The organism is Arthrobacter sp. ov407 (assembly GCF_900102895.1).
Lineage (GTDB): Bacteria > Actinomycetota > Actinomycetes > Actinomycetales > Micrococcaceae > Arthrobacter.
The window spans coordinates 104,753-125,993 of record NZ_FNGD01000006.1; the positions used below are offsets into that span (position 1 = coordinate 104,753).

Annotated in this window: 20 protein-coding genes and 1 riboswitch; of the genes, 6 read left to right on the forward strand and 14 right to left on the reverse strand. The window is 67.6% G+C overall.

The window, feature by feature from the left end; all coding sequences use genetic code 11:
- Window positions 1-99: 99 nt before the first annotated feature.
- Window positions 100-1,623 (forward strand): UDP-N-acetylglucosamine 1-carboxyvinyltransferase, encoded by a 1,524-nt coding sequence (locus BLS42_RS09375; RefSeq protein WP_090579949.1) that lies wholly within the window; start codon window positions 100-102, stop codon window positions 1,621-1,623.
- Window positions 1,624-1,733: 110 nt separating this feature from the next.
- Window positions 1,734-2,921 (forward strand): glutamate--cysteine ligase 2, encoded by a 1,188-nt coding sequence (locus BLS42_RS09380; RefSeq protein WP_090579952.1) that lies wholly within the window; start codon window positions 1,734-1,736, stop codon window positions 2,919-2,921.
- 28 nt (window positions 2,922-2,949) lie between these two features.
- On the opposite strand, the gene BLS42_RS09385 is transcribed toward BLS42_RS09380, so the two are convergent.
- From BLS42_RS09385 to BLS42_RS09395, 3 genes are read right to left on the reverse strand one after another with little or no spacing between them, the layout of a single operon-like run.
- Entirely contained in the window at window positions 2,950-4,158 is a 1,209-nt protein-coding gene (locus BLS42_RS09385; protein WP_090579955.1) for an O-succinylhomoserine sulfhydrylase, read from the reverse strand.
- Window positions 4,159-4,578 carry a rhodanese-like domain-containing protein gene (locus BLS42_RS09390; protein WP_090579958.1) on the reverse strand — a complete coding sequence of 140 codons (420 nt, stop codon included), beginning with the start codon at window positions 4,576-4,578 and terminating at the stop codon, window positions 4,159-4,161.
- Window positions 4,575-4,823, reverse strand: coding sequence for a DUF1737 domain-containing protein (locus tag BLS42_RS09395; RefSeq protein ID WP_090580394.1), 249 nt, complete (start codon window positions 4,821-4,823; stop codon window positions 4,575-4,577). The genes BLS42_RS09390 and BLS42_RS09395 overlap by 4 nt, the downstream gene beginning before the upstream one ends.
- Before the next feature lie 108 nt (window positions 4,824-4,931).
- Window positions 4,932-5,046: riboswitch (SAM riboswitch) on the reverse strand.
- Window positions 5,047-5,417: 371 nt separating this feature from the next.
- On the opposite strand from BLS42_RS09395, the gene BLS42_RS09400 reads away from it, so the two are divergent.
- Window positions 5,418-6,374 carry an ATP-grasp domain-containing protein gene (locus BLS42_RS09400; RefSeq protein ID WP_090579961.1) on the forward strand — a complete coding sequence of 319 codons (957 nt, stop codon included), beginning with the start codon at window positions 5,418-5,420 and terminating at the stop codon, window positions 6,372-6,374.
- 51 nt (window positions 6,375-6,425) lie between these two features.
- Here BLS42_RS09400 and BLS42_RS09405 read toward each other — a convergent pair whose 3' ends face one another.
- Window positions 6,426-7,394, reverse strand: coding sequence for an aminodeoxychorismate lyase (locus BLS42_RS09405; protein WP_090579964.1), 969 nt, complete (start codon window positions 7,392-7,394; stop codon window positions 6,426-6,428).
- A 93-nt stretch (window positions 7,395-7,487) separates the two neighbouring features.
- On the opposite strand from BLS42_RS09405, the gene cls reads away from it, so the two are divergent.
- Entirely contained in the window at window positions 7,488-8,963 is a 1,476-nt protein-coding gene (gene cls, locus BLS42_RS09410) for a cardiolipin synthase (RefSeq protein WP_090579967.1), read from the forward strand.
- Window positions 8,964-9,006: 43 nt separating this feature from the next.
- On the opposite strand, the gene pabB is transcribed toward cls, so the two are convergent.
- The 8 genes from pabB to BLS42_RS09450 form a co-directional block, all read right to left on the reverse strand.
- Window positions 9,007-11,058: an aminodeoxychorismate synthase component I gene (gene pabB / locus BLS42_RS09415; RefSeq protein ID WP_090579975.1), complete on the reverse strand. Its 2,052-nt coding sequence runs from the start codon at window positions 11,056-11,058 to the stop codon at window positions 9,007-9,009.
- The gene (locus BLS42_RS09420; protein ID WP_090579978.1) at window positions 11,055-11,615 is read right to left on the reverse strand and encodes a low molecular weight protein-tyrosine-phosphatase; all 561 of its coding nucleotides are present in this window, start codon (window positions 11,613-11,615) and stop codon (window positions 11,055-11,057) included. Before BLS42_RS09420 ends, pabB begins: the two co-directional genes overlap by 4 nt.
- Before the next feature lie 75 nt (window positions 11,616-11,690).
- Window positions 11,691-12,245 (reverse strand): NUDIX hydrolase, encoded by a 555-nt coding sequence (locus tag BLS42_RS09425; protein ID WP_090579980.1) that lies wholly within the window; start codon window positions 12,243-12,245, stop codon window positions 11,691-11,693.
- 99 nt (window positions 12,246-12,344) lie between these two features.
- Window positions 12,345-12,968: a LysE family transporter gene (locus BLS42_RS09430; RefSeq protein ID WP_090579983.1), complete on the reverse strand. Its 624-nt coding sequence runs from the start codon at window positions 12,966-12,968 to the stop codon at window positions 12,345-12,347.
- Between the two features lie 49 nt (window positions 12,969-13,017).
- A complete protein-coding gene (locus tag BLS42_RS09435; RefSeq protein WP_090579985.1) occupies window positions 13,018-13,569 on the reverse strand; it encodes a dihydrofolate reductase family protein in 552 nt (183 codons plus the stop codon).
- 222 nt (window positions 13,570-13,791) lie between these two features.
- Entirely contained in the window at window positions 13,792-14,232 is a 441-nt protein-coding gene (locus tag BLS42_RS09440; protein WP_090579988.1) for a hypothetical protein, read from the reverse strand.
- Between the two features lie 126 nt (window positions 14,233-14,358).
- Window positions 14,359-14,814, reverse strand: coding sequence for a hypothetical protein (locus BLS42_RS09445; protein WP_090579991.1), 456 nt, complete (start codon window positions 14,812-14,814; stop codon window positions 14,359-14,361).
- A 70-nt stretch (window positions 14,815-14,884) separates the two neighbouring features.
- On the reverse strand, window positions 14,885-15,700 hold the full coding sequence (locus tag BLS42_RS09450; protein WP_090579994.1) for a methyltransferase domain-containing protein: 816 nt from the start codon (window positions 15,698-15,700) through the stop codon (window positions 14,885-14,887).
- Window positions 15,701-15,838: 138 nt separating this feature from the next.
- Between BLS42_RS09450 and BLS42_RS09455 the strand changes: the two genes are divergently transcribed.
- Window positions 15,839-17,161: an APC family permease gene (locus BLS42_RS09455; protein ID WP_090579999.1), complete on the forward strand. Its 1,323-nt coding sequence runs from the start codon at window positions 15,839-15,841 to the stop codon at window positions 17,159-17,161.
- 16 nt (window positions 17,162-17,177) lie between these two features.
- Here BLS42_RS09455 and BLS42_RS09460 read toward each other — a convergent pair whose 3' ends face one another.
- Window positions 17,178-17,744, reverse strand: coding sequence for a MarR family winged helix-turn-helix transcriptional regulator (locus BLS42_RS09460; protein WP_090580002.1), 567 nt, complete (start codon window positions 17,742-17,744; stop codon window positions 17,178-17,180).
- 227 nt (window positions 17,745-17,971) lie between these two features.
- Here BLS42_RS09460 and BLS42_RS09465 point away from each other — a divergent pair, with 227 nt between their 5' ends.
- On the forward strand, window positions 17,972-20,197 hold the full coding sequence (locus tag BLS42_RS09465; RefSeq protein WP_090580005.1) for an MMPL family transporter: 2,226 nt from the start codon (window positions 17,972-17,974) through the stop codon (window positions 20,195-20,197).
- 39 nt (window positions 20,198-20,236) lie between these two features.
- On the opposite strand, the gene BLS42_RS09470 is transcribed toward BLS42_RS09465, so the two are convergent.
- Complete coding sequence (locus BLS42_RS09470) at window positions 20,237-21,199, reverse strand: NAD-dependent epimerase/dehydratase family protein (protein WP_090580008.1); 963 nt, start codon at window positions 21,197-21,199, stop codon at window positions 20,237-20,239.
- Between the last annotated feature and the right edge of the window lie 42 nt (window positions 21,200-21,241).

The window sequence follows — 21,241 nt, forward strand, 5'->3', positions numbered from 1 at the left end:
GGCCGGTATTTATCGCATGGTGCGGGTATCCCTGTGAGATTAACGGCATTCCGGCCGGAATGCCGGGGGTTAATAAATCATCCGTGATATTTTCGGGACATGACTCAACCGACTGCTGAACACGTAGGCCTCCTGCTCCGCGAAGCCCGCGGGGGGAAGGGTTGGACCCAGGGGCAACTCGCCGCCGAGCTTGGCACCAGCCAGAGCGCCATCGCCCGGATGGAACAGGGCAAGCAGAACCTGAGCCTGAAGATGATCCAGCGCCTCGAGACGATCGTCGGGCACAGCATCGTCAAGGTAGGCCGGCCCCAGATGACCCACCTCCGTGTCGAAGGCGGACGCACGCTCGCCGGCGCGGTGGACGTCAACAGCAGCAAGAATGCCGGCGTCGCGCTGTTGTGCGCCAGCCTCATCAACCGCGGCACCACCATCCTGCGCCGGCTGGCCAGGATCGAGGAAGTCAACCGAATCGTGGAGGTGCTGACCAGCATCGGCGTCGAGTGCACCTGGCTCAACGCGAACGACCTCCAGATCCGCCGCCCCGCGGTTCTGGACCTGGCGTCCATGGATGTGGAGGCGGCCCGCCGCACCCGCAGCGTGATCATGCTACTGGGACCGCTGCTGGACGAGGCGGAAACCTACCGGCTGCCCTACGCCGGCGGCTGCGACCTCGGCACCCGCACGGTGCAGCCGCACATGCAGGCACTGCACCAGTTCGGCCTGAGTGTGGAGGCGAAATCCGGGTTCTACGCGGTGCAGGCGCCGCCGTCGGACGGTCATGACCGCTCCTTCGTTCTGAGCGAACGCGGCGACACCGTCACCGAGAACGCCATCATGGCCGCAGCCCACCGCCGTGGCACCACCATCATCCGCAACGCCAGCCCCAACTACATGGTGCAGGATCTCTGCTTCTACCTGCAGATGCTCGGCGTGGAAATCGCTGGGGTTGGCACCACCACGCTGAAGATCACCGGCCGCCCGTCGATCGACGCCGACGTCGAATACTTCCCGTCCGAGGACCCGATCGAGGCGATGAGCCTCATCACCGCCGGCATCGTGACGAACTCGGAAGTCACCATCCGCCGCGTCCCGATCGAGTTCATGGAAATCGAACTCGCGACGCTCGAGCAGATGGGCCAGCGGCTTGAGGTCTCCGGGGAATACTTTGCCCGCAACGGCCGCACCCGCCTGGTGGACGTCACCACCAAGCCTTCGGAGCTGCGGGCGCCGGAGGACAAGATCCACCCCATGCCCTTCCCCGGCCTGAACATCGACAACCTGCCCTTCTTCGCGGTGATCGCCGCCAACGCTCACGGCCAGACCATGATCCATGACTGGGTCTACGAGAACCGGGCCATCTACCTGACCGAGCTCAACAAACTGGGCGCCCAGGTGCAGCTGCTCGATCCCCACCGTATTTACGTCAACGGGCCCACCAAGTGGCGTGCCGCCGAGGTGGGCTGCCCGCCGGCCCTCCGTCCCGCCGCCTGCCTGCTGCTGGCCATGCTGGCGGCCCGTGGCGTCTCGGAGCTGCGGAACATCTATGTCATTGAGCGCGGCTATGAGGATCTGGCCGAAAGGCTCAACACCATCGGCGCGAAGATCGAGTATTTCCAAGACTAATCCCAAGCAACGCGGGGCAGACCGCGCCCACCCGAAGGGGTGACGTGGGCGCGGAGTGACCCCGCGTTGGTGTAGGGGCGTTTCTGCGGATCCTGACGCACAATAGATTCATGCGCACGTTCGGCGTGGAGGAAGAACTGCTGATAGTGGACCCCGAATCGGGGATGCTGCTTGCCCTAGCCGACCTGATGCTGCCCAGCCTGGTTCCGCCGAAGCAGCAGGACGCCACCAGGGTTCCCGCGGCAGGGAAACCGGTCCACGAGGGCGCCGACTTCAGCTACGAGCTCAAGCTCGAACAGATCGAGACCCAGACGCATCCGTGCCTTGAGTACACGGAACTGCTCCGGCAGCTCAGGCATGGCCGGGGCCGCGCGGACCAGGCCGCCCGGGCCCACGGCGGCCGCGTCGCAGCCCTGGCCACGTCGCCCCAAGGCTCCGCCACACACCTGACGCCGAATCCGCGCTATATGACCATGCAGCAACGCTTCGGGCTCACCGTCCGGAACCAACTGACCTGCGGCCTCCACGTCCACACCTTTGTGGAGTCCCCGGAGGAGGGCGTGGCCGTGATGGACCGGATCCGCGACAAGCTTGCCGTGCTGATAGCCCTCAGCGCGAATTCCCCGTACTGGAACGGGGCCGAGACCGGATTCGAAAGCTACCGCACCCAGGCGTGGAACCGCTGGCCGGGGTCAGGTCCCACGATGATCTTCGGGAGCCTGCCAATCTACCGCCGGGTGGTGACCCGACTGGTGGAAAGCAGCGTCCTGATGGATGAGGGGATGGTCTATTTCGACGCGCGGCTGAGCCGGCTGCATCCCACCGTGGAGATCCGGGTCGCCGATGTCTGCCTGCGGGCCGAGGATTCTGCCCTGATTGCCGTGCTGGTGCGCGCCCTCGTGGAGTCGGCGGCGCGGGAGTGGAACGACGGCGTCGACCCCGCCCCGGTGCCCACGCTGCTGCTGCGGATGGCCGCCTGGCAGGCCAGCAACTGCGGGCTGCGCGGGGAGCTCCTGGACTTTGGAACCTTTACCCCTGCCCCGGCCGCGGACGTGGTCAGGGCGCTGGTGGGTTTCGTGGCCCCGGTGCTTGAGGAGCAGGGCGAGCTGGAGCTGGTGCGCGAGGGCGTCGAACGGATCCTGGCCGAGGGCACTGGTTCGCAACTGCAGCGCGGGCCGTTCCGGGCGGGCGGGCTGCCCGCCGTCGTCGAACGGGCCGTCGAACTGACGACTCATGGGTCCGTCACCGAGGGACGGGCCGACGACGGTTCGCCCCTGGGCAGGGTGCGCGGGGCCTGACTGGGAGCCGGCAGCCCCAGCTTGGGCGCTAGACCTGCTTGAGCGCTTGGCCGAGGTCGCGGATCAGGTCCTCGACGTCCTCCAGGCCCACCGAAAGCCGGACCACGCCGTCGCTGAGCCCGATCGCCGCGCGGCCTTCCGGGCCCATCGCGCGGTGCGTGGTGGTGGCCGGGTGCGTGATGAGCGTCTTGGCATCGCCAAGGTTGTTGGAGATGTCGATGATTCGCAGCGCGTCCAGGAGCGCGAAGGCGGCCTGCTTCGCAGTGCGTCCCGGCGAGGGCGAAAGCTCCAGCGTGAGTACAGTCCCGCCGGCCTTCATCTGCTTTGCCGCGAGTGGGTACTGCGGGTGGGACGGCAGCAGCGGGTACAAAACCGTGCTGACCGCGGGCTGCGCCTCGAGCCATTCGGCCAGCCGCAGGGCGGAGGCCGAGGAATGGTTGACGCGCAGGGCCATGGTCTCCAGGCCCTTGGTGAGCACCCACGCGTTGAACGCCGAGAGCGCCGGGCCGGTGTGGCGCATGAGTTGCTTGACGGGCCCGTCAATGAATTCCTTGGTGCCCAGGATGGCCCCGCCCAGGACCCGGCCCTGGCCGTCGATGTGCTTGGTGCCGGAGTAGACGATCACGTCGGCGCCGAGGTCTCCGCAGCGCTGCAGCAGCGGGGTGGCAAAGACGTTGTCGACCACCACCGTGGCGCCGGCCGCATGCGCCAGTTCGCTCACGGCGGCGATGTCCACGATTTCCTGCATGGGGTTCGACGGCGACTCGAAGAAGACCGCCGTCGTGGGTTCCGAGAGCGCAGACCGCCACTGCTCCAGATCCGGGCCGTCCACGAAGACCGTCTCGACACCCCAGCGCGGCAGGATCTCGTTGAGGATCACAAAGCACGAGCCGAACAGCGAGCGGGCCGCGACCACGCGGTCGCCGGCAGCCAACAGCGCGCCAAGGGCGGTGAAGACGGCGGACATGCCGGACGCCGTCGCAAAACACGCCTCGGTTCCCTCGAGCAGCCGGAGCCGCTCCTGGAAGGTCGCGACGGAGGGGTTGCCGTAGCGGGAGTAGACGAAGCGCTCGTCCTCCCCGGTGAAGGCGCGCTCTGCGGCGGCCGCGGACTCGTAGACGAATCCTGAGTTGAGGAAGATCGGCTCGGTGGTTTCCTGGAAGCCCGTGCGGTCCAGTCCGCCACGGACGGCCTGGGTGTCCGGGCTCCAGCCGGCGGCGTCGGGATTGAAAGTCACTTAGATCTTTCCGAGGTTGGTGGGCAGGCCGCGGTTCTTCCAGCCGTTGACGGTGCGTCCGCCAAAGCGGTCGGTCTCGCCTTCGAAGCCCTCAAGAACGTTGTACGAGGTGTAGCCGGCCTGCGTCGCGGCGGTCGCGGCGGCGATCGACCGGGCACCGGAGCGGCAAAGGAACACCAGTTCGACGGCTGTGTCCTCCGGGGCCTGCCGCGTTAGCTGTTCCACGAAGTGCGGGTTCGGCGCGCCGCCGGCGAGGTTCCATTGGATGAAGAGCGGATCGTTTCGCCGTTCGCCCGCGGACGTCGTGTCCGGGATGCCGATGTGGGCCCATTCGCCCTCGGTGCGGACATCCACCAGAATGGCTCCCGCCTCCAGCTTGGCCCACGCCTCATTGGGGCTGAGGTCTCCGGCGTAGCTCATGCGTGGCCCTCGAATGCCCCGTCAGCGCCAAACTCGTCGGCGTCGAGCTCATCAACGGCATTGGCCACGGCGGCGTCCGCGCTCGCAATCGCGGCCGGCAGGACCAGCGCCTGCGCCACGATCACGGTGCTGCCGTTGAAGCTGGCGGCGGGGCTTCCGTGCAGGACATAGCCTTCGGCCAGGGCGGCGGACACGCGCTCACAAAAGGCGCGGTCATCCGCGCCTGTGAACAGGCGGTAGGCCAGCTTTTCCTCGCCGACGGGTGGTGTACTGGTCGCCGCACTGAGGGGTGCTGTGGTGCTGAGTTTTTCGGGTATCGCGGGTGTTGACGTGTGGGGCACGACGGATCTCCTCTTTCACGCTTGCAGCTCGAATTTTCGATTGCCGAGTATTCACCTGAGGCACCCCGCCGCGAAAAGGGAGGGTTGCCGACCGGCCAGTCAGGGCTTGGCACCGGTTCTCATTACTCCCCAAAAACGTAACACCTACGACGCCGGCCCGCACCGCCGCCGTCGTCATGTTCCGTAACGGGGCCACGCGCAGCGGCCGGTGCGGGCTGGTGGATCTTAAGTGGGCATCTCAGACAAGTAGTAGCGGGCTCCACTTTCAGGTACTGCCCACTCGTGTGTGCGCGGGCGTTTCGCCGTCTACTGGGGGAGAGGTCCTACGTCTCGGCCGGAGTTGCAGCTGATTCAAGCAGTCCCTGATTAGAGCAGTTTGTGAATCGAGCAGTCCGTAGATCGAGTCGCCTGTCCATCAACAAGTTATCTGTGAATCGATGGCCGGAACCGTCGGAGCCGCAGCCGCGGCCCGGCCGGTGACGGCGGAATGGAGCAATTGTGGGTCCGCGCATACTGGTTACCGGGATTGCAAGCGCCGCCGGCCGGACTGTCGCGGCCCAACTCGGAGCCCGCGGCCTCCCGTATCTCGGCTCCGACGCCCGCGCCGACACCCGTCAGGCGCAGGACGCTCCCGCCGCGGCCGCGGTCACGCTCCTGCCGGTGACGGACCCGGACATGATCCTGGACCTTCGCCGGCTGGTGGATCGTGAAGCCATCAACGTCATCATTCCGACCCTGACTGTGGAACTTCCGGTCCTGGCCGCGGCCCGTGCCGGATTCGCCCAGGACGTGCGGATCATCGTGGGTGACCCTGCCGCAGTGGCCGTCGCCAACGATCACCTGTTCACCACCTGGGCGTTGCATGCAGCCGGAATTCCGGTGCCCCGGTTCGCGGTTCCGGGCGATCTCGCCGCCGCGCCGGCATCCCTCGCCGGCCTCAGCGGCCCCGTGGTAGTCAAGCCGCGGGTCTTCAAAGGCTCCCATGGTGTCCACGTGCTGGCCGGAACCGACTCCGTTAGCTGGAAGAACATGCCGGCGGGGCAACTTGTCCAGGAGTTTATCCCGGGCGCCGACTATGTGTGCTTGGTGTTTGGCACCCCGGCACGCAACGCGATGGCGCCAGTGGCGGTGGTCCTCGAGAAGACCAGGACTCCGTATGGACGCGCCGGCAGCGACGAAGTCAGCCGCCGGGTGCCAGCGAGCCAGGCCGGGGACGTGCGGAAGCTGGGCCTGGCCGCCGTCCGCACGCTCGGGCTGACCGGGCCGGTCCAGGTCCAGATCCGCCGCCGCGCGGACGGAACCCCCGTGGTGCTGGGCGTCTGTGCGACCCTGGGCGAGAACAGCACGTGGGCCCCGGAAATCCTCGACGCCGTGCTGGCCACCTTCATGCTCCCGGCGTTCAACCCGGCTTCCTTCCGGCGGTGCCCGGCGGTTCCCGCGGACGCCCTGGGGTGAGGTGCCGGCCCGCACAACCATTCGCCCGGCATAACTATTCGCCCGGCATAACTATTCGATGGTGGCGAACAGGGCGTTGAGTTCGGCTGTGAGCTGGCGTCGCAGTTCCGGGGTACCGATTTCCTGCCCGTCGATGTGGTTCACCGGGGCCAGGAGCCGGATGCTGGAGATCAGCCAGACGGCGTCGGCGTCCAGCAGGTCCTTCGGCTCCAGCGGGCCGTAGCCCAACTCCCAGCCGGCGGCCTTGGCGGCGGTGAACAGGGCGCCCTGTGAAGTGCCCGGCAGGATGCCGCTGTCCAGCTGGGGCGTAATGAGCCGTCGGATGGTGCGTACGCCGCCGGCGCCGTCGTCCGAAGTTTCCAGGTGGGCCAGCAGAACGGTCGACGTCGGGCCCTCCAGGACCCGGCCGTCCGCGGACGTGAAGATGACGTCGTCCGCGCCGTGCCGGTGGGCGTACCGCAGCGCTGCCATGTTCACGGCATAGGAGAGGGTCTTGGCGCCGAGCAGCAGCCAAGGGGCGCGCTCGCCGACTTCGCTGTCGTAGCCGCGGTCCAGCAGGATGACGTCGATTCCGGTCTCGCGCTGCCGCCGACCCGCCGCCGCCGGGCCCGAGGCCTGGACCCAGCAGGTGGGGGCCGAGGCGCCCTCCGGCCCGCGGGTGACGAGCAGCTTCACCACAACCTCGTCCTCTGCCGTGCCGCCGGCTGCCGTCACGGCGGGATCCTGGTGCCTGTACTCGCCGATGGCGGTTTCCACCGCCCGCCGCCAGGCGTCCTCGGCCGGAATGTCCAGCTCCAGCAGCCGGGCCGACCCGGCCAGCCGGGTCAGGTGCGCCTGGATCTTGCGGGGCCGGCCGCCGACGGCGAGCAGCGATTCGAAAACGTCGTCACCGCGGGTGGCGCCAAGGTCGGTGGCCATCAGTTGCGGCTGCGACGCGTCGGCAACGCGGCCACCGTCGAACGCCGGGTCGAGGAAGACCAGCACGGTTGCGGGCGCAGGAACAGAGGCAGGAGGGGTCATGGTTACAGCTTAGTCTCGGGGGTCCCGGGATAGGATTTGCACACTGCCCGTTCCGGAACTGTTCCGCGGGCTTGTACTTTGAGGGGTTCGCCTGTGCTTTGGCCATTTCCGCTGGCGGAGACGTTACCGTCCTGGGCGATTCTGATCCTGACCCTGCTCGACTTCGCCATCCGCGTGCTGGCACTGGGCATCATCCCCGGGAATAGGCGGCCCACCACCGCGATGGCCTGGCTGCTGTGCATCTTCATTGTGCCCACCCTGGGCCTGCTCTTGTTCGTGCTGTTCGGCAACTTCCGGCTCTCCCGCCGACGCCGTGCCCAGCAGGACGCCGTCAACACCCGGATCCGGGCCGGGACGTCGGAGCTGGAAGAGATGGAAAGCCGTTACGACGGACCCGAATGGGTGGCGTCCGCCGCTGAACTGAACAAAACGCTGGGGTCGCTGCCGATGGTGGACGGCAACAGCGTGGAGTTGCTGCCCGGCTACCCCGACTCTATTAAGGCGATGGCCGAGGCCGTCCGCGGCGCCAAATCCTTCGTCAATGCCGAGTTCTACATCATGAGTACGGACCACGTCACGGACGATCTGTTGACCGCCATGGAGGAGGCGGCCGAGCGCGGCGTCGAGGTCCGCGTCCTGTTCGACCACCTCGGCAGCCTACGCATCAAGGGTTACAAGAACCTCAAGGCCCGGCTCAACGCCAGCAAGATCCGCTGGCGCCCCATGCTGCCGCTGAACCCGTTGCACGGGCAGTGGCGGCGGCCGGATCTGCGCAACCACCGCAAGATCATGGTGATCGACGGCGAGATCGCCTTCACGGGATCCCAGAACCTGATCGAGCCGTCCTACAACAACCCCAGGCACCGCAAAGTGGGCCGCGAATGGGTGGAGCTCATGGCCTGCATGCGCGGGCCGATTGTCACCACTCTGAACGTTGCCTTCGCGACCGACTGGCTCAGCGAAACCGACGAATCCCTTGAACGGCAGCTTGAACATCGGCCCGAGCCCCACCCCGGCAATGTCACCGCCCAGGTGGTACCCAGCGGCCCGGGTTTTGTCACCGAGAACAACCTGCGGCTGTTCAACACCCTCATTTACTCGGCGCAGCACAGGATCTCCCTCTGCAGCCCCTACTTCGTCCCGGACGACTCGCTGCTCTATGCGGTGACCACGGCGGCGCAGCGCGGCGTCGAAGTGGAGCTCTTCGTCTCGGAAAAGGGCGACCAGTTCCTCGTCCACCACGCACAGCAGTCGTACTACAAGGCGCTGCTCGAGGCCGGCGTGCGGATCTACCTTTACAAGGCGCCGTTCGTGCTGCACGCCAAGCACTTCACGATCGACAACGAGGTTGCCGTGCTGGGCTCCAGCAACATGGACATGCGCTCCTTCTCCCTGAACCTCGAGGTGTCCGTGATGCTCCTCGGCGAGGACATCGTGCAGCGGATCCGTGCCGTGGAGGACACCTACCGCGACATTTCGCACGAACTCCTGCTGGAGGACTGGATGAAACGGCCCATGAAGGTCAAGTACGTGGACAATGTCGCGAGGCTGACGGCAGTCCTGCAGTAGCCCCGGAGTAGCCCGGCCGCCGGCGGGACAATCGTCGGGAACGTCAGCCTTTGGGAAACTCAGCGCCGAGCGCCGAGAGGACGCCGAACGCTTTGGCCCGGACTTCCTCGTACTCCTCCTGCGGAGACGAATCGGCGGTGACGGCACCGCCGACGCCGAGACTGAGGTTCGCGGTGCCGTCGTCCAGGCTGATCACGAGGGTCCGGATCGCCACGGAAAGGTCGGCAGCCCCGTTCAGGGAGAAGTAGCCGATCGCCCCGGAGTACACGCCACGCGGCGCGGCCTCCAGCCGGTCCAGGATGGCCATGGTGCTGACCTTCGGGGCCCCGGTCATCGAGCCGGCGGGGAAGCAGGCGGCGACCGCCTCGGCCCGCGGAAGTCCGGGCCGCAGCCGGGCGTCGATGGTGCTCACCATTTGGTGCACGGTGGCGTAGCTCTCGATCGCACACAGCCGGCTGACAGCCAGCGAGCCCGGGACGGCGAAATGGCTGAGGTCATTGCGCAGCAGGTCCACGATCATGATGTTTTCCGCGCGGTCCTTGGCCGAAGACGCCAGTTCCTCCCGCAGGGCGGCGTCCGCGCCCGGTTCCGTATCCCGTCGGCGCGTGCCCTTGATCGGTTCGGCCCGCATCCTGCCGTCCGCGGCAATCTGCAGGAAGCGTTCCGGCGACGTGCTCGCCACGGCGAGCTCGCCGAAGCGCAGATAGCTGGCGAAGGGAGCCGGGTTGCGGCGCCGCAGGTCCACGTACGTCGGCCACGGATCCATGCCCCGAGGGCCCGCAGGCGAGGCGGCGGTCAGCGCCGTGGTCAGGCAGACCTCGTACGTGTTGCCTTCCGCAATCTCACGCTGGGCCTCCGTGACCTTTGCCTTGTAGCCGGCTTCCGTGTCCTTTGCGGTGAAATGCGGGGCGGCCGGTTGCCGGGCAGTGAAGGCCCGCGGCGCGGACCCGGGCGCCGAGGTGGCCGTGGCGACGGCGGCGCGGGCCGCCTCGAGCCAGGCCCCGGCGTCGGGCGCGTCCAGCGTCAGCAGCCAGACTGTGCCCTCGGCATGGTCAAGGACTACAGCGCGGCCGGCGAAGATCAGGCAGGCGTCCGGGGTGGCTGCGGCCACGTCGTTGCCGCCGGTTTCGCGTTTGAGCTCATAGCCGAGGTACCCGAGCCAGCCCAGGGTGAATTCGCACGGGTAGGCCTCGGGCGCACGGAGCGCCCGGCGCCCCCAAACGCCGTCGAGCCAGCGGAAGAACGGGCCGTCGGTGGTCACCGTGGCCCGGCCCGTACTGACAAGGGTCCGTCCGGAACTGTGCTGGACGGCCTGGCCGAAGCGGCCGCCGTCATCGGCCAGGATGCTGAAGCGGCAGCGCTCCGCGGCCTCCGGGGAGAGGCCTGCCGGGTCCAGCGAGGAGTCGAGCCACACCGCGTTGGTTGAACCGCCGAAGAGCGCCGCAAACAGCTGCTCGGCCTCGGGTTGGGCGTCGATCCGTTCTGCCAGCAACTGCAGGCCGCGCCGGGCGGCGAGTTCGGGCACCAGGGCGGGGGCGACGGCTGGGACGTACTGAAGGGCCTGCAGGACGTCGTCGGGGGCGGTGCCGTCCGCACGGTTGAGCACATGCACATCCGCGCGGGCCGGGACGTCGTCGGCCGCCAGCCACTCCGCTTCCTGGGCGGCCCACTGGTCCCAAAACGGTTCGTAGGTGCCACCGTCCCGGGCCAGCGCCCTGGCCCGACGATCGGCGTCGGAGGAGTCGGCCCAGATCACGGCGTCCAACAGGGGGAATGCTGCCGCTGCGGCGGCGCCGACGCCCTCCACCAGGACGATTTCGGCAGGGCGTGTGGTGCGGGCGTCGCCGTCGTAGTGCCGCTCCCAGTCCCAGCTGACCCACTCCGCGTTCTCCCCGCGCCGCAAGGGCGAAAGCACTGTGGTGACGTAGCGTTCAATTCCGGCCGCAAGCCCGTTCCAGCCGGGATAGATGTCCTCGAGGTGGAAGAGAGAGACTTTGTGGTGCTCCCTGAGCCGCGCCGCCAGTTCGATGGCCAGGGTGGTCTTGCCGGAGCCGGACCGTCCGTCGATTGCGATGATGACGGGTGCGGGGCTCATGAAATAGAGCGTACCCGCTGACCTTCGCTGCCGTGACGTTGTCCGTCCTGCCGCAGAAGCTCCGTGCGCACGTGCTGCACAATCCCCGGAACTGAGGCCCGGATGAGGTTCCAGGTGGTGTCGAAATCGGTGTGGCCGCCGTACCACGGGTCCTCGATGCCCTGCTCCAGCGGGTCCTTGTCCGCCACCGCGGGGTCGAAGCTGCGGAGCATGCGGATCTTGGCCAGGGATTCCCGGTCCGGTGCCGCCTGCCGGAGCCAGCCGTAGTGGTCGACGTCGAGGGCCAGGATCAGATCCCGGCTGGCGAACCATTCCGGCCGCCATTCGCGCGCCACGTGGCGGTTCGATGCGATGTTGTGGGCTGTGAGCTTCCGCGCGGCCCGGGGATCGATCGGCCGGCCGGACTCATACGCGGTGGTGCCGGCGGAATCGACCACGGCCCCGGTGAGGCCCTCGGCGCGGAATGCCTCCGCCAGCATGAGTTCGGCCATCGGAGACCGGCAGATATTTCCGGTGCAGACCGCGATGATCCGGTACTGGCTCGACATTGAGGTCATAGCTAAGCATGAACGATCACGGGCCTCTTGGCTAGCTGGCCCCCGCGAAGTATTACAAAAAATGTCAACCGACATTCAGTTTCTGTCACGCCGGTTCCCGTCGGCAGGCGCGTCGCGTGTTGCCGGGCCCAGCCCCAGGTGCCGGAGCAGCGCGTCGAGGACCGGCAGCTGGCCCTTGACCAGCCTGGACCGGGCTTCGGGCTCGGCGGTCCACTCGGCGCGGTCGATCTCGGGGAAACTGCTGATCGTGCCGGATCCTCTTGGCCACTCCAGTGTGAAGGTGTTGCTCACGATTCGTTCGGGCTGAAAGTCCGATTCGGCCGTGAAGACCGTAATGATCTTGCCGGAGGGCTGGCGGAAGTCGCCGAGCCGGTGGTAGTCGGCGGCAGGTGCTGGCGTGCCGATTTCCTCCGCGAATTCGCGGTGCGCAGCCGCCAGCGGTTCCTCGCCGGCCGGGTATTCACCCTTGGGGATGGACCAGCCTTGAGCGTCCTTGCGGGCCCAGAAGGGTCCGCCCATGTGGGCTATCCAGACCTCAAGCTGCGGTGCGCCGGCGGGGTGGGGCGCACCGCTGGGCGGGAATGCACTCCTTATCCGGTACAGCAGAATGCCGGCGCTCCGAACGGTCATGGCTCCTCCTGCCCCAAGGCTATTCCTCTTGCCCCGCAGCCGGCCCGGAACCAGGCCGGCTGGTGCCCGCCTGGTGTGGCCGGCGCCCGCCCGCCGCGCTTAGTGGATCGCGGCCAGAAGGATGCCGACGCCGACAAAGAGGCCGCCGAATGTCCGGTTCAGCACCTTCTGTCCGCCGGCGTCGCGGGTGAAGCGCTGGAAGGACCGGGCCGCGGCCGCGAAGAAGAACCACATGACCAGGACGTCGATCACGATCACGGTGGCGGCCAGGACCACGTACTGCGGCAGCAGCGGCTGCTCCGGCCGGATGAACTGGGGCATGAAGGCCAGGAAGAAGACCACGGCTTTGGGGTTGAGCAGATTGACCCAGAGGCCGCGCCGGAACATGGAGAGTCCCGCTTCGTTGCGCAGGGCGGCGGCCTTCTCCTGGTCCAGGTCCGGCTTGTGCAGGAACTGCCGGATGCCCAGGTAGACCAGGTAGGCGGCGCCGGCGTAGCGGATCACGTTGAAGGCGACCGGTGAGCTCGCCACGAGCACCCCGACGCCGAGGGCCACGATCAGGATGTGCACCACGAGGGCGGCCTGCTGGCCCAGGATGCCCCAAAGGGAACGGCGGAATCCCGAGTTCAGGGAGTTGCTCATGGTGTTGATGGCGCCCGCGCCGGGAGTGAAGCTGATCAGGACGCCGGCGCCGGCCAGGGCCAGCCAAAGTGAGGGTTGCACCCGCCAAGTTTACGGTCCCGGCCGCCGTTGACCTGATTGATGACGGGAGTCAGTCGCCACGGAGTCCGTAGCTGAGAATCATGTTGCCTTTGCTGGTCTGCTGGGACGACTGCAGCTCCAGCCGGGTGAGGGGATCCCCGTCATTGAACAGCCGCCGACCGCTGCCCGCGACCACGGGATGGACGATCAGCATCAAAGTGTCGAGCAGCCCGGCGAACAGCAGCTGGCGGACCAGCGAAATGCTGCTGAAGATCCCTATTTCGCCGCCGTCGCTGTCCTTCAGGCCCGCAACGAAGTCCTCCAGCGGGCCCTCGATCAGGCGCGAATTCTGCCACTCCAGCTCCCCGGCCAGGGTCCGGGACGCGACAAACTTCGGCAGCGGATTGATGAACCCCGCGAAGTCGGCGTCGCTTTCGGCGTTGGGCCAGTACTCTGCCCACTGCTGGTACCCGATGCGGCCCAGGAGCGCGGTATCGATCCGGCCCATCATCTCGCCCATCCCGGCGCCCAGCTCTTCGTCGAAGCTATCGAATTGCCACAGGAACGGGTCTTCAACCACGCCGTCCACAGAGCAGAAAAGGCCGGCCGTCAATTTGCGCATGAGGGTTCTCCTTGCCGTGGGTCTCGAGTGCACCGTGGATTTCCATACGTGGATATCCATACGTGGGTCTCCAGTGAAGGTCTCCAATGCACCCTATCCGCAGACCCCGAAACAGGGAATGGCTGACGGTAACTCGCTGGTAAACGCCCCCGGATGCCAGCTGTGCGGCCGGGATCGCAGGCCTTGGGCGTGCCCCGGGGCGCGCCCAAGGCCCGCTAAGGGTTAGCCGATGGACGTGTAGCCGTCCATGGCTGCGCCGCCAGGGCCGCCATGGCCGCCCTGACCTTCCTGGGTTGCGGTCACGGTGAAGTTCGCATCCAGCAGGACGGTGGCGCGCGTGCCGTCCGCCTTCGTGATGTGGGCTTCGTAGGTGGCGCCGTCGGCGTCGGTCTCCATCCTTTCGATCGTCGCGTCCGGCTGGGCGGCCTTTACCGCCGCCTCGACCTTCGTGGCGGTGTCGCCGGTGAGGACCTCCTCCGTCTTCCCGTTGGCCTGGTGCGGGCCCCGCTGGCCGCCGGTGCCGTAGCCATCGGTGGCCTGGGTCGAGGACGAGCTGCCGGTGGAATCGGCAGCCATCGCGGGGATGGCCGACGCGCCGATGGCGCCACCGCCGATCACCGCAGCGAGCATGATGCCCGCGGTGGTCTTGTTGATTCTTGCCATGGTGTTACTCCTTTGCTGGGGCCCGGATGCCGGGCCGGCCGAGTTTTCGGCCTGTACCCAGCCTCAGCGCGGCAGGTATGGCAGCACTTAGGCGGTGCTGTGCCGGCGCTGTGAGTGCAAACGCGTTTAGCCGCATTTGCCCAGCTTCGAATGAGCCCAGTGGACCATGGTCCTGGGAAGGTCATCGTGATTCGGATATTGGTCAAAATAGGAGAGCGCGCGGGCAGACATATAGCCCGTTTCGTCGATGGCGAAGTGGCCGATCAGCTGCATGCCCCGTTCCGCTGCCTTCGATTCCAATGCGCCTGCCTCGTCCATGATTGGTTCCGAGAAGTCGTATTCGCTGAATCTGCCAGGGTGGGCGATCGCAAAGTACTTGGTGAATTCCGGATTCAGCGCCGCTAGGACAGCATCGTGGAAAGGGGTCAGGGAACCAGCAAAATCTTCGGCCATGACCTCGACGGTGTCCAAACGCATTTCCTCGTCCACACATATCAGCACCAGCTTTGGCATGAGCTTGCCGCCCTGGACGATATACGGGCGGGCGAGATCCTGGAAGTCATAACCTGCTTGGATGATCATTCTTTGATGCTAGAGAGCGGACGTCTGCGGCCCCAGAGCCAGACACGCCTATGTGGAAAAGGCCTGCGCCTCAGGCCCGGGCGATGACCTCGCCGTTGGGAATCAGGAACCAGCCGTCGTCGGTGGAGCCCCACCGGTGCCAGCCCGCGGAAATCCGGGCCAAGTCCGCCTCGCTGGCGAAGCCGTACTCGAGCGCCTGGTCGGCAAAGGAGGAGTGCAGCACCCGTTCGCCCCACACCCGGGCCTGCCAGCGCCGCTCATGCCCGGTGGCGTAGAGCCAGTTGCTGCTGGACGGCGCCACGTCCGTGAACCCCGCGGCCTGCGCCCAGGACACGAGCCGGCGGCCGGCGTCAGGCTCGGCGCCGTTGCGGCGGGCGATCCGCTGGTACAACTCCATCCAGTCGTCGAGCTCGGGGATGGCCGGGTACCAGCTCATGCCGTGGAAATCGGCGTCGCGCACCGCCACAATCCCGCCGGCCTTGGCCGCCCGGCGCATCTCCCGCAGGGCCGCGACAGGGTCCGTGAGGTGCTGGAGGACCTGATGGGCGTGGACAACGTCGAACGACTCCTCCGGAAAGTCGAGGTCGTAGATGTTGCCGGTGGCAAAGTCGACATTGTCCACGCCTCGCTCGACGGCGAGGGTCCCGGCCTGGGCGACGATGTCGGGGGAGCGGTCCAGGCCTGTGACCCTGCCCGGAGCCACCAGTTCGGCGAAGTCGCACGTGATGCTGCCCGGCCCGCAGCCGACGTCGAGGACGGACACCCCCGGCGTGAGATGCGGGATCACGAACGCCGCCGAGTTTTCCGCCGTGCGGGAGGCATGGGCACGGACCACCGACTCGTGGTGGCCGTGCGTGTACACGTCGTCAGGCTGCTGCGCACTCATAATGGAACGCTACCCTCCTGCGGTCGGAAAAGTGCAGACCCTCCCAGGGTGCTCGCCTTTTCGGTCGCCGCGCGCGGGAAGGCAGTTTTTTGCGGCTGGCCGTCAGTTTTGCCGCTTCCGGCGCCGGAGATTCTGCGGATGAATGGAGGAGTGGAAATCAACAACAATAGTGACGGCAACGGACTGGGCCTGTTCCGGGCCACCGGAATCTATGTGGGGGCGATTCTGGGCTCGGGCGTCCTGGTGCTTCCCGCCATCGCAGCCAAGGAGGCCGGCCCGGCATCGCTCCTGGCATGGGCCGTGCTGCTGGTGTTCTGCATTCCTGTCGCCTTCAGCTTCGCCGAAATGAGCCGCCAGCAGCCCGACGCCGGAGGGATCGCCCACTTCGTCAAGCGTGCCTTTGGGCGCCGCGCTTCGGTGGTGGCCGGGTACCTCTTCTACTTTTCTATCCCCTTCGGCGCCCCGGCAACGGCCGTGATCGGCGGCAATTACATCGCCCACGCCGTCGGTGGAGGCCGGGAAACCGCGGTCCTCGCGGCGGCGGTGATCCTGCTGGCCGCCTTCGCGAGCAACGCCGTCGGCATCAGGGTTTCCAGTCGCATGCAGCTCGCGCTCATGGTCCTGCTGGTGGCACTGCTCGCGCTCGCCGTCGTGCTCGCAGCGCCCCAGGCCAAGGCGGAAAATTTCCAGCCCTTTGCCCCGCACGGCTACTGGGCGGTCGGCGGCGCCGCCAGCCTGCTGTTCTTCTGCTTCGCCGGCTGGGAAGCGGTCTCCCACCTGGCCGGGGAGTTCCGGAATCCCGGGCGCGATCTCCGGCGGGCCACGTGGCTCACCCTGATTGTGGTGGGCGCGGTCTACATCGGCGTTGTCGCCGCCTCGGTGGCGGTCCTCGGCCCGGAGCTGCCGGCAACGGCCGTGCCCGTCGCGGCGTTGCTGGAGAAGGGGTTGGGCTCACTGGCGGCCCCGCTCACCGCCGTCGCCGCCGCCGTGCTGACTTTCGGCCCCATCAACACCTTCGTTGCCGGCGCCAGCCGGCTCGGGGCCTCCCTGGCGTCCGACGGCGTGCTGCCGCCCGCCCTTGCCCGCGGCGCCGGGCGGGGACAGGTGCCCGTCGGAAGCCTGGCAACCCTGGCCGTCCTGACGCTGCTGTCGTTCGCCGCGGCCATTGCCGGACTCACCGACATGCAGTTCCAGATCGGGGCCGCCTCGGCGTGCTTCACGGCCGTCACCGCGTTTGGCCTGGCTGCCGGCATCCGGCTGCTGCAGCCGCGGACCGTCGCCTGGTACGGCGTGATCGTGGCGGCGGCCGTCATGGTGGCCGTCCTGCTCTTTAGTGGCTGGGCGCTCGCGGTCCCGCTGGCGCTGGCAGCGGCCGCCGTCGGCGTCGGCAGGCACTTCGGCCGGAGCCCGGCGCCCGAAGCGGCGCTTCCTCGCCCGCCCAAGGCAGCTGCGCGCCTGTGACGGCGCGCGCTGCGCATCAGCCGGGGCGGTGCTCCGGCGCGGGGCCGCGGGCGGCTTCTTCGCCGGCCCGAACGGTGGCATCGATCATTGAGTTCATGAACCGGGTAACAATCTCCAGTTCCTCCGGCGTGAAGCTTTCCATCGCCGCGCCCATGTGGCGGGCCAGTGGGAGGAACATGGCGCCGCCGTCGCGGAAGGCCTTGGGGGTCATGCGCAGCTGCACCTGGCGACGGTCCGCGCCCTCGCGCTCGCGGACCACGTGGCCGGAACTGTGGAGCCGATCGATCAGTGCGGTGGTGGCAGGGGAGCTGAGGTTCAGCTCTTTCCGGAGCACTCCCGGAGTGACAATCTGGTCCCTCGCCGTGTGCCGCATGATCACGGCGAGGGCGTTGAGATCCGTTCGGTGCATGTCATTGCGGCCGCCGGCGGAGTCCACATAGCGGTTGGCTTCGAGGGTGAATTCCTGCAGGAGCCGGACCAGGGGCGGCGGCCCGGCCGCTTCGGACGGGCCTGCGCCTTCGGCCGGGCCCGCATTTGCGGATGGGCCTGCCTTTTCGGTTGGGACTTGGGATTCGGCTGACACGGCGGACCTCCTTCATCCCTTGATGTGGCCGTGGCGGCCTGGCCCCGGCGGGTCGGCGCTGCCGACGGCCTCTTTGGGAGTTTACTTCAGGTCCACTGCAGCGGCCTGACGCCGGGTGTCCTTCAATTCTCCTCCGGCACTTCGCACCATCGCCTTATCTCTATGATGGAGATAGTCTACTATGGAGTTGTTCCTGGCATCACTCCGAAGCGCCCCCAGAAGGACACATGAAAACGACTTCGCCCACCACGCGCGTCCCGTTCTGGTTGCGGTGGCTGGTTCCCGCAGTGCTCGTGGCCTGGCTGGCGATCGCCGGCGTCGGTGGCCCGACATTCGGCCGCTTGAGCGAGGTGTCATCCAACGATCAGGCATCATTCCTTCCCGCCGGGGCGGAGGCCACCGGGGCCGCGGACTGGCAGGCCAAGTTCCGGGACTCCAAGGAAATTCCCGCCGTGATCGTGGTCGAGAGCGACTCCGCCTTCACTCCGGCCCAGCTCCGCGAGGCCGCGGCACTCAAGGACAGACTGGAGGCCCTCCAGGCCGGGAGTACGGTGATCGGCCCCATCCCCTCCGGGGACGCCAAGGCGGTCCAGTTCGTGGTGCCCATTCCTTCCTCGGCGGAAGTGAAGACGGTGGTCAAGGAACTGCGCAACGAGGTTCAGGGGTCCGCGCCGGCAGGAATGCAGACCTTCGTTACCGGACCGGCCGGGCTTACGGCAGACCTGGTGAGTGCCTTTGCGGGAATTGACGGCATCCTGCTGCTGGTCGCCCTCGGAGCCGTGTTCCTGATCCTGCTGATCGTCTACCGTTCCCTGCTGCTGCCTGTCATGGTGCTGTTCACGTCCGTGTTCGCGCTGTGCGCCGCGATCCTGCTGGTGTTCGGCATGGCCAAGGCCGGCTGGATCCAGCTGAACGGCCAAAGCCAGGGCATCCTGTCCATCCTGGTGATCGGCGCGGCCACCGACTATGCCCTGCTCTATGTGGCACGGTTCCGCGAAGCCCTGACCCACACCACCGACCGGACGGCCGCCGCCCTCACCGCGTGGAAGGCGGCCTGGGAGCCGATCCTGGCCTCCGGCGCCACCGTGATCATCGCACTGCTCTGCCTGCTCTTCTCCGACCTCAACTCCAACAAGGCGCTCGGCCCCGTGGCGGCGGCGGGCATTCTCTGCGCGCTGTTCGCGGCACTGACCCTGCTGCCGGCCCTGATGGCGCTGCTGGGCAGGGCGGCGTTCTGGCCGTTCCGGCCCAAGCTGCTGCCGGAAACCCAGCGGGAACCGGAACTGGTTACCGGGCTGGAAGGCCAGAAGGGACTGTGGCGGGCCACCGGTTCGCTGGTTGCCCGCCGGCCGCGCACGGTCTGGGTTGCCTCGGTGCTGCTGCTCCTTGTGGCCGGTGCCGGCATCCTGCAGCTCAAGGCCAACGGCGTGGCCCAGACTGACGTCATCCTCACCGCCTCCAACGCCGTCGACGGACAAGATGCCCTGGGCCGGCACTTCGACGCCGGGTCCGGCAGCCCGGCGGTGATCGTGGCCGACCAGGCAAAGGCCCAAGAGGTGCTGGATCGGGTCCAGGCGAGCAACGGCGTCGGGGACGCCTATCTGCTGGCCGATGGCGGCGTCCCCATCATGACCGGCGCCGCGGCCAACCCCAGTGCTCCCACGGCACCGGCGGCCCGGGACGGGAAGGTTCTTATCAACGCGACGCTGAACTACGCCGCGGACTCCACCGAAGCCGAAAACGCCGTGGTGTCGCTCCGCCAGGAACTGAAGAAGATTGACGGCGGCGTGTTGGTCGGTGGTGTGACGGCGACCGCCCTGGACACGAACACCACGGCCCAGCGTGACCTCGTCACCATCATCCCGGTGGTTCTGGGCGTGATTCTGGTGATCCTCATGCTGCTGCTGCGATCGGTGCTCGCGCCGGTCCTGCTGGTCGTCTCCGTGGTCCTGTCCTACGCAGCGGCGATGGGCGTCTCAGCCTTCGTGTTCAACAACGTCTTCGGCTTCCCGGGGGCGGATGCAACGGTGCCTCTGTTCGGCTTTGTCTTCCTCGTGGCGCTGGGCGTTGACTACAACATCTTCCTGATGAGCCGGGTCCGGGAGGAGTCCCTCAAGCACGGCACCCGGCCCGGCATCCTGCGCGGCCTCAGCGTGACAGGCGGGGTGATCACCTCGGCCGGGGTGGTCCTCGCGGCCACCTTCGCGGCCCTGGGCGTTATTCCGATCATGTTCCTGGTGCAGCTCGCTTTCATCGTCGCGTTTGGCGTCCTGCTGGACACGGTGCTGGTCCGCTCCCTGCTGGTGCCCGCGCTGGCCTACGACATCGGCCCGCGGCTCTGGTGGCCCGGCAGGCTAGGCCGGCCCGGGAACGATGCCGCGGGCCGCGACGCGCTGTCCTCCCGGCGGGCGTCCTCCCGGCCGACGGAAAACGAGGACGCCGGAGTCCGCTAGGCGGAACCGAATGCCGCAGCCGCCGTCACTGTCCCCCAGTCACCGTCCACCGTCCCCCCACCAGGCCACGGTGGCGGCGGCTGCTTCGTGCAGCGGGGTCGGCGTCAGCCCCAGGGCGGTCTGGCTTGCGGCGGACTCCATCACGAACGGTCGCTGGAACTGGTACAGCGTCTCGGCCAGTTCCCGCATGTCGGGGGAAAACATACCCATCGCCCGCAGCGCCCAGCCGGGTACCGCCGTGACACGCGGCGCCCGGGCGCCGGCCGCCTTGGCGAATGCCCCCGCAATCTCGCGTTGGGTCAGGGCAGGCCCGGTGGGTGCATGCCACATCCGGTTCCACACCTGCGGCCTGTCCGCCGCAGCAATCATGGCGGCCGCGAGGTCCGGAACGTACGTGAAGGAATGCGGCTGGTCTGCCCGGCCGATCACCTGCATCCGCCGTCCGGCCGTGACGGGACGGACCATGCGCTCGCCGGCGTGCGAATTACGGACCCTGGGGCCAAAGAAATCGCTCGCCACCACGCTCACTGTGTCCGTTGTGGATGCCGCGCGGGCCTTCAGAAGTGCCGTCCGGACGCCGCGCTTGCCGCCCTGCGCTTCCCGCGGGCCCTCCTCGGTCATCGGCCGTTCCGGTGCACTGTAGGAGTACAGGCTTTCCGGAAAGACCACGACGGCGTCCGCCGCGCCCGCCGCGGCGAGGACGTTCTGCTCGGCGGCCGGCAGTTCCCTGGCCCACACGTCGGCGTTGTACCGCGAGCCGTGGATGCAGTGGAAAACCGCCGTGGCGCCGTGGAAGGCCTCGCCGAGCCGGGAGGGCTCCGAAACATCGATCGACAGTCGTTCGACCAAAGGGTGGGCGGGCCCGCTGCCGGACCTCGTCAGGACGCGCACGCGGTGGCCCGCCGCAGCCAGTTGTTCCGCGACGGTCCAGCCCACCGGGCCGGCACCTGTGACGACATAAAGCCTGGACGATGGGCGTCCGGAGGCAACAGGTTCGGACATTTCAATCTCCTTTGAAGTAATGAGAGCAGTGCTCTCTCATTC

Bases quoted from the DNA above. Each gene is read 5' to 3' on its own strand.
- BLS42_RS09375 (WP_090579949.1), top strand. From the start codon at position 100: ATGACTCAACCGACTGCTGAACACGTAGGCCTCCTGCTCCGCGAAGCC.
- BLS42_RS09380 (WP_090579952.1), top strand. From the start codon at position 1,734: ATGCGCACGTTCGGCGTGGAGGAAGAACTGCTGATAGTGGACCCCGAA.
- BLS42_RS09390 (WP_090579958.1), bottom strand. From the start codon at position 4,578: ATGAGCTACGCCGGAGACCTCAGCCCCAATGAGGCGTGGGCCAAGCTG.
- BLS42_RS09405 (WP_090579964.1), bottom strand. From the start codon at position 7,394: ATGACCCCTCCTGCCTCTGTTCCTGCGCCCGCAACCGTGCTGGTCTTC.
- pabB (WP_090579975.1), bottom strand. From the start codon at position 11,058: ATGAGCCCCGCACCCGTCATCATCGCAATCGACGGACGGTCCGGCTCC.
- BLS42_RS09420 (WP_090579978.1), bottom strand. From the start codon at position 11,615: ATGACCTCAATGTCGAGCCAGTACCGGATCATCGCGGTCTGCACCGGA.
- BLS42_RS09425 (WP_090579980.1), bottom strand. From the start codon at position 12,245: ATGACCGTTCGGAGCGCCGGCATTCTGCTGTACCGGATAAGGAGTGCA.
- BLS42_RS09435 (WP_090579985.1), bottom strand. From the start codon at position 13,569: ATGCGCAAATTGACGGCCGGCCTTTTCTGCTCTGTGGACGGCGTGGTT.
- BLS42_RS09440 (WP_090579988.1), bottom strand. From the start codon at position 14,232: ATGGCAAGAATCAACAAGACCACCGCGGGCATCATGCTCGCTGCGGTG.
- BLS42_RS09445 (WP_090579991.1), bottom strand. From the start codon at position 14,814: ATGATCATCCAAGCAGGTTATGACTTCCAGGATCTCGCCCGCCCGTAT.
- BLS42_RS09450 (WP_090579994.1), bottom strand. From the start codon at position 15,700: ATGAGTGCGCAGCAGCCTGACGACGTGTACACGCACGGCCACCACGAG.
- BLS42_RS09455 (WP_090579999.1), top strand. From the start codon at position 15,839: ATGAATGGAGGAGTGGAAATCAACAACAATAGTGACGGCAACGGACTG.
- BLS42_RS09465 (WP_090580005.1), top strand. From the start codon at position 17,972: ATGAAAACGACTTCGCCCACCACGCGCGTCCCGTTCTGGTTGCGGTGG.
- BLS42_RS09470 (WP_090580008.1), bottom strand. From the start codon at position 21,199: ATGTCCGAACCTGTTGCCTCCGGACGCCCATCGTCCAGGCTTTATGTC.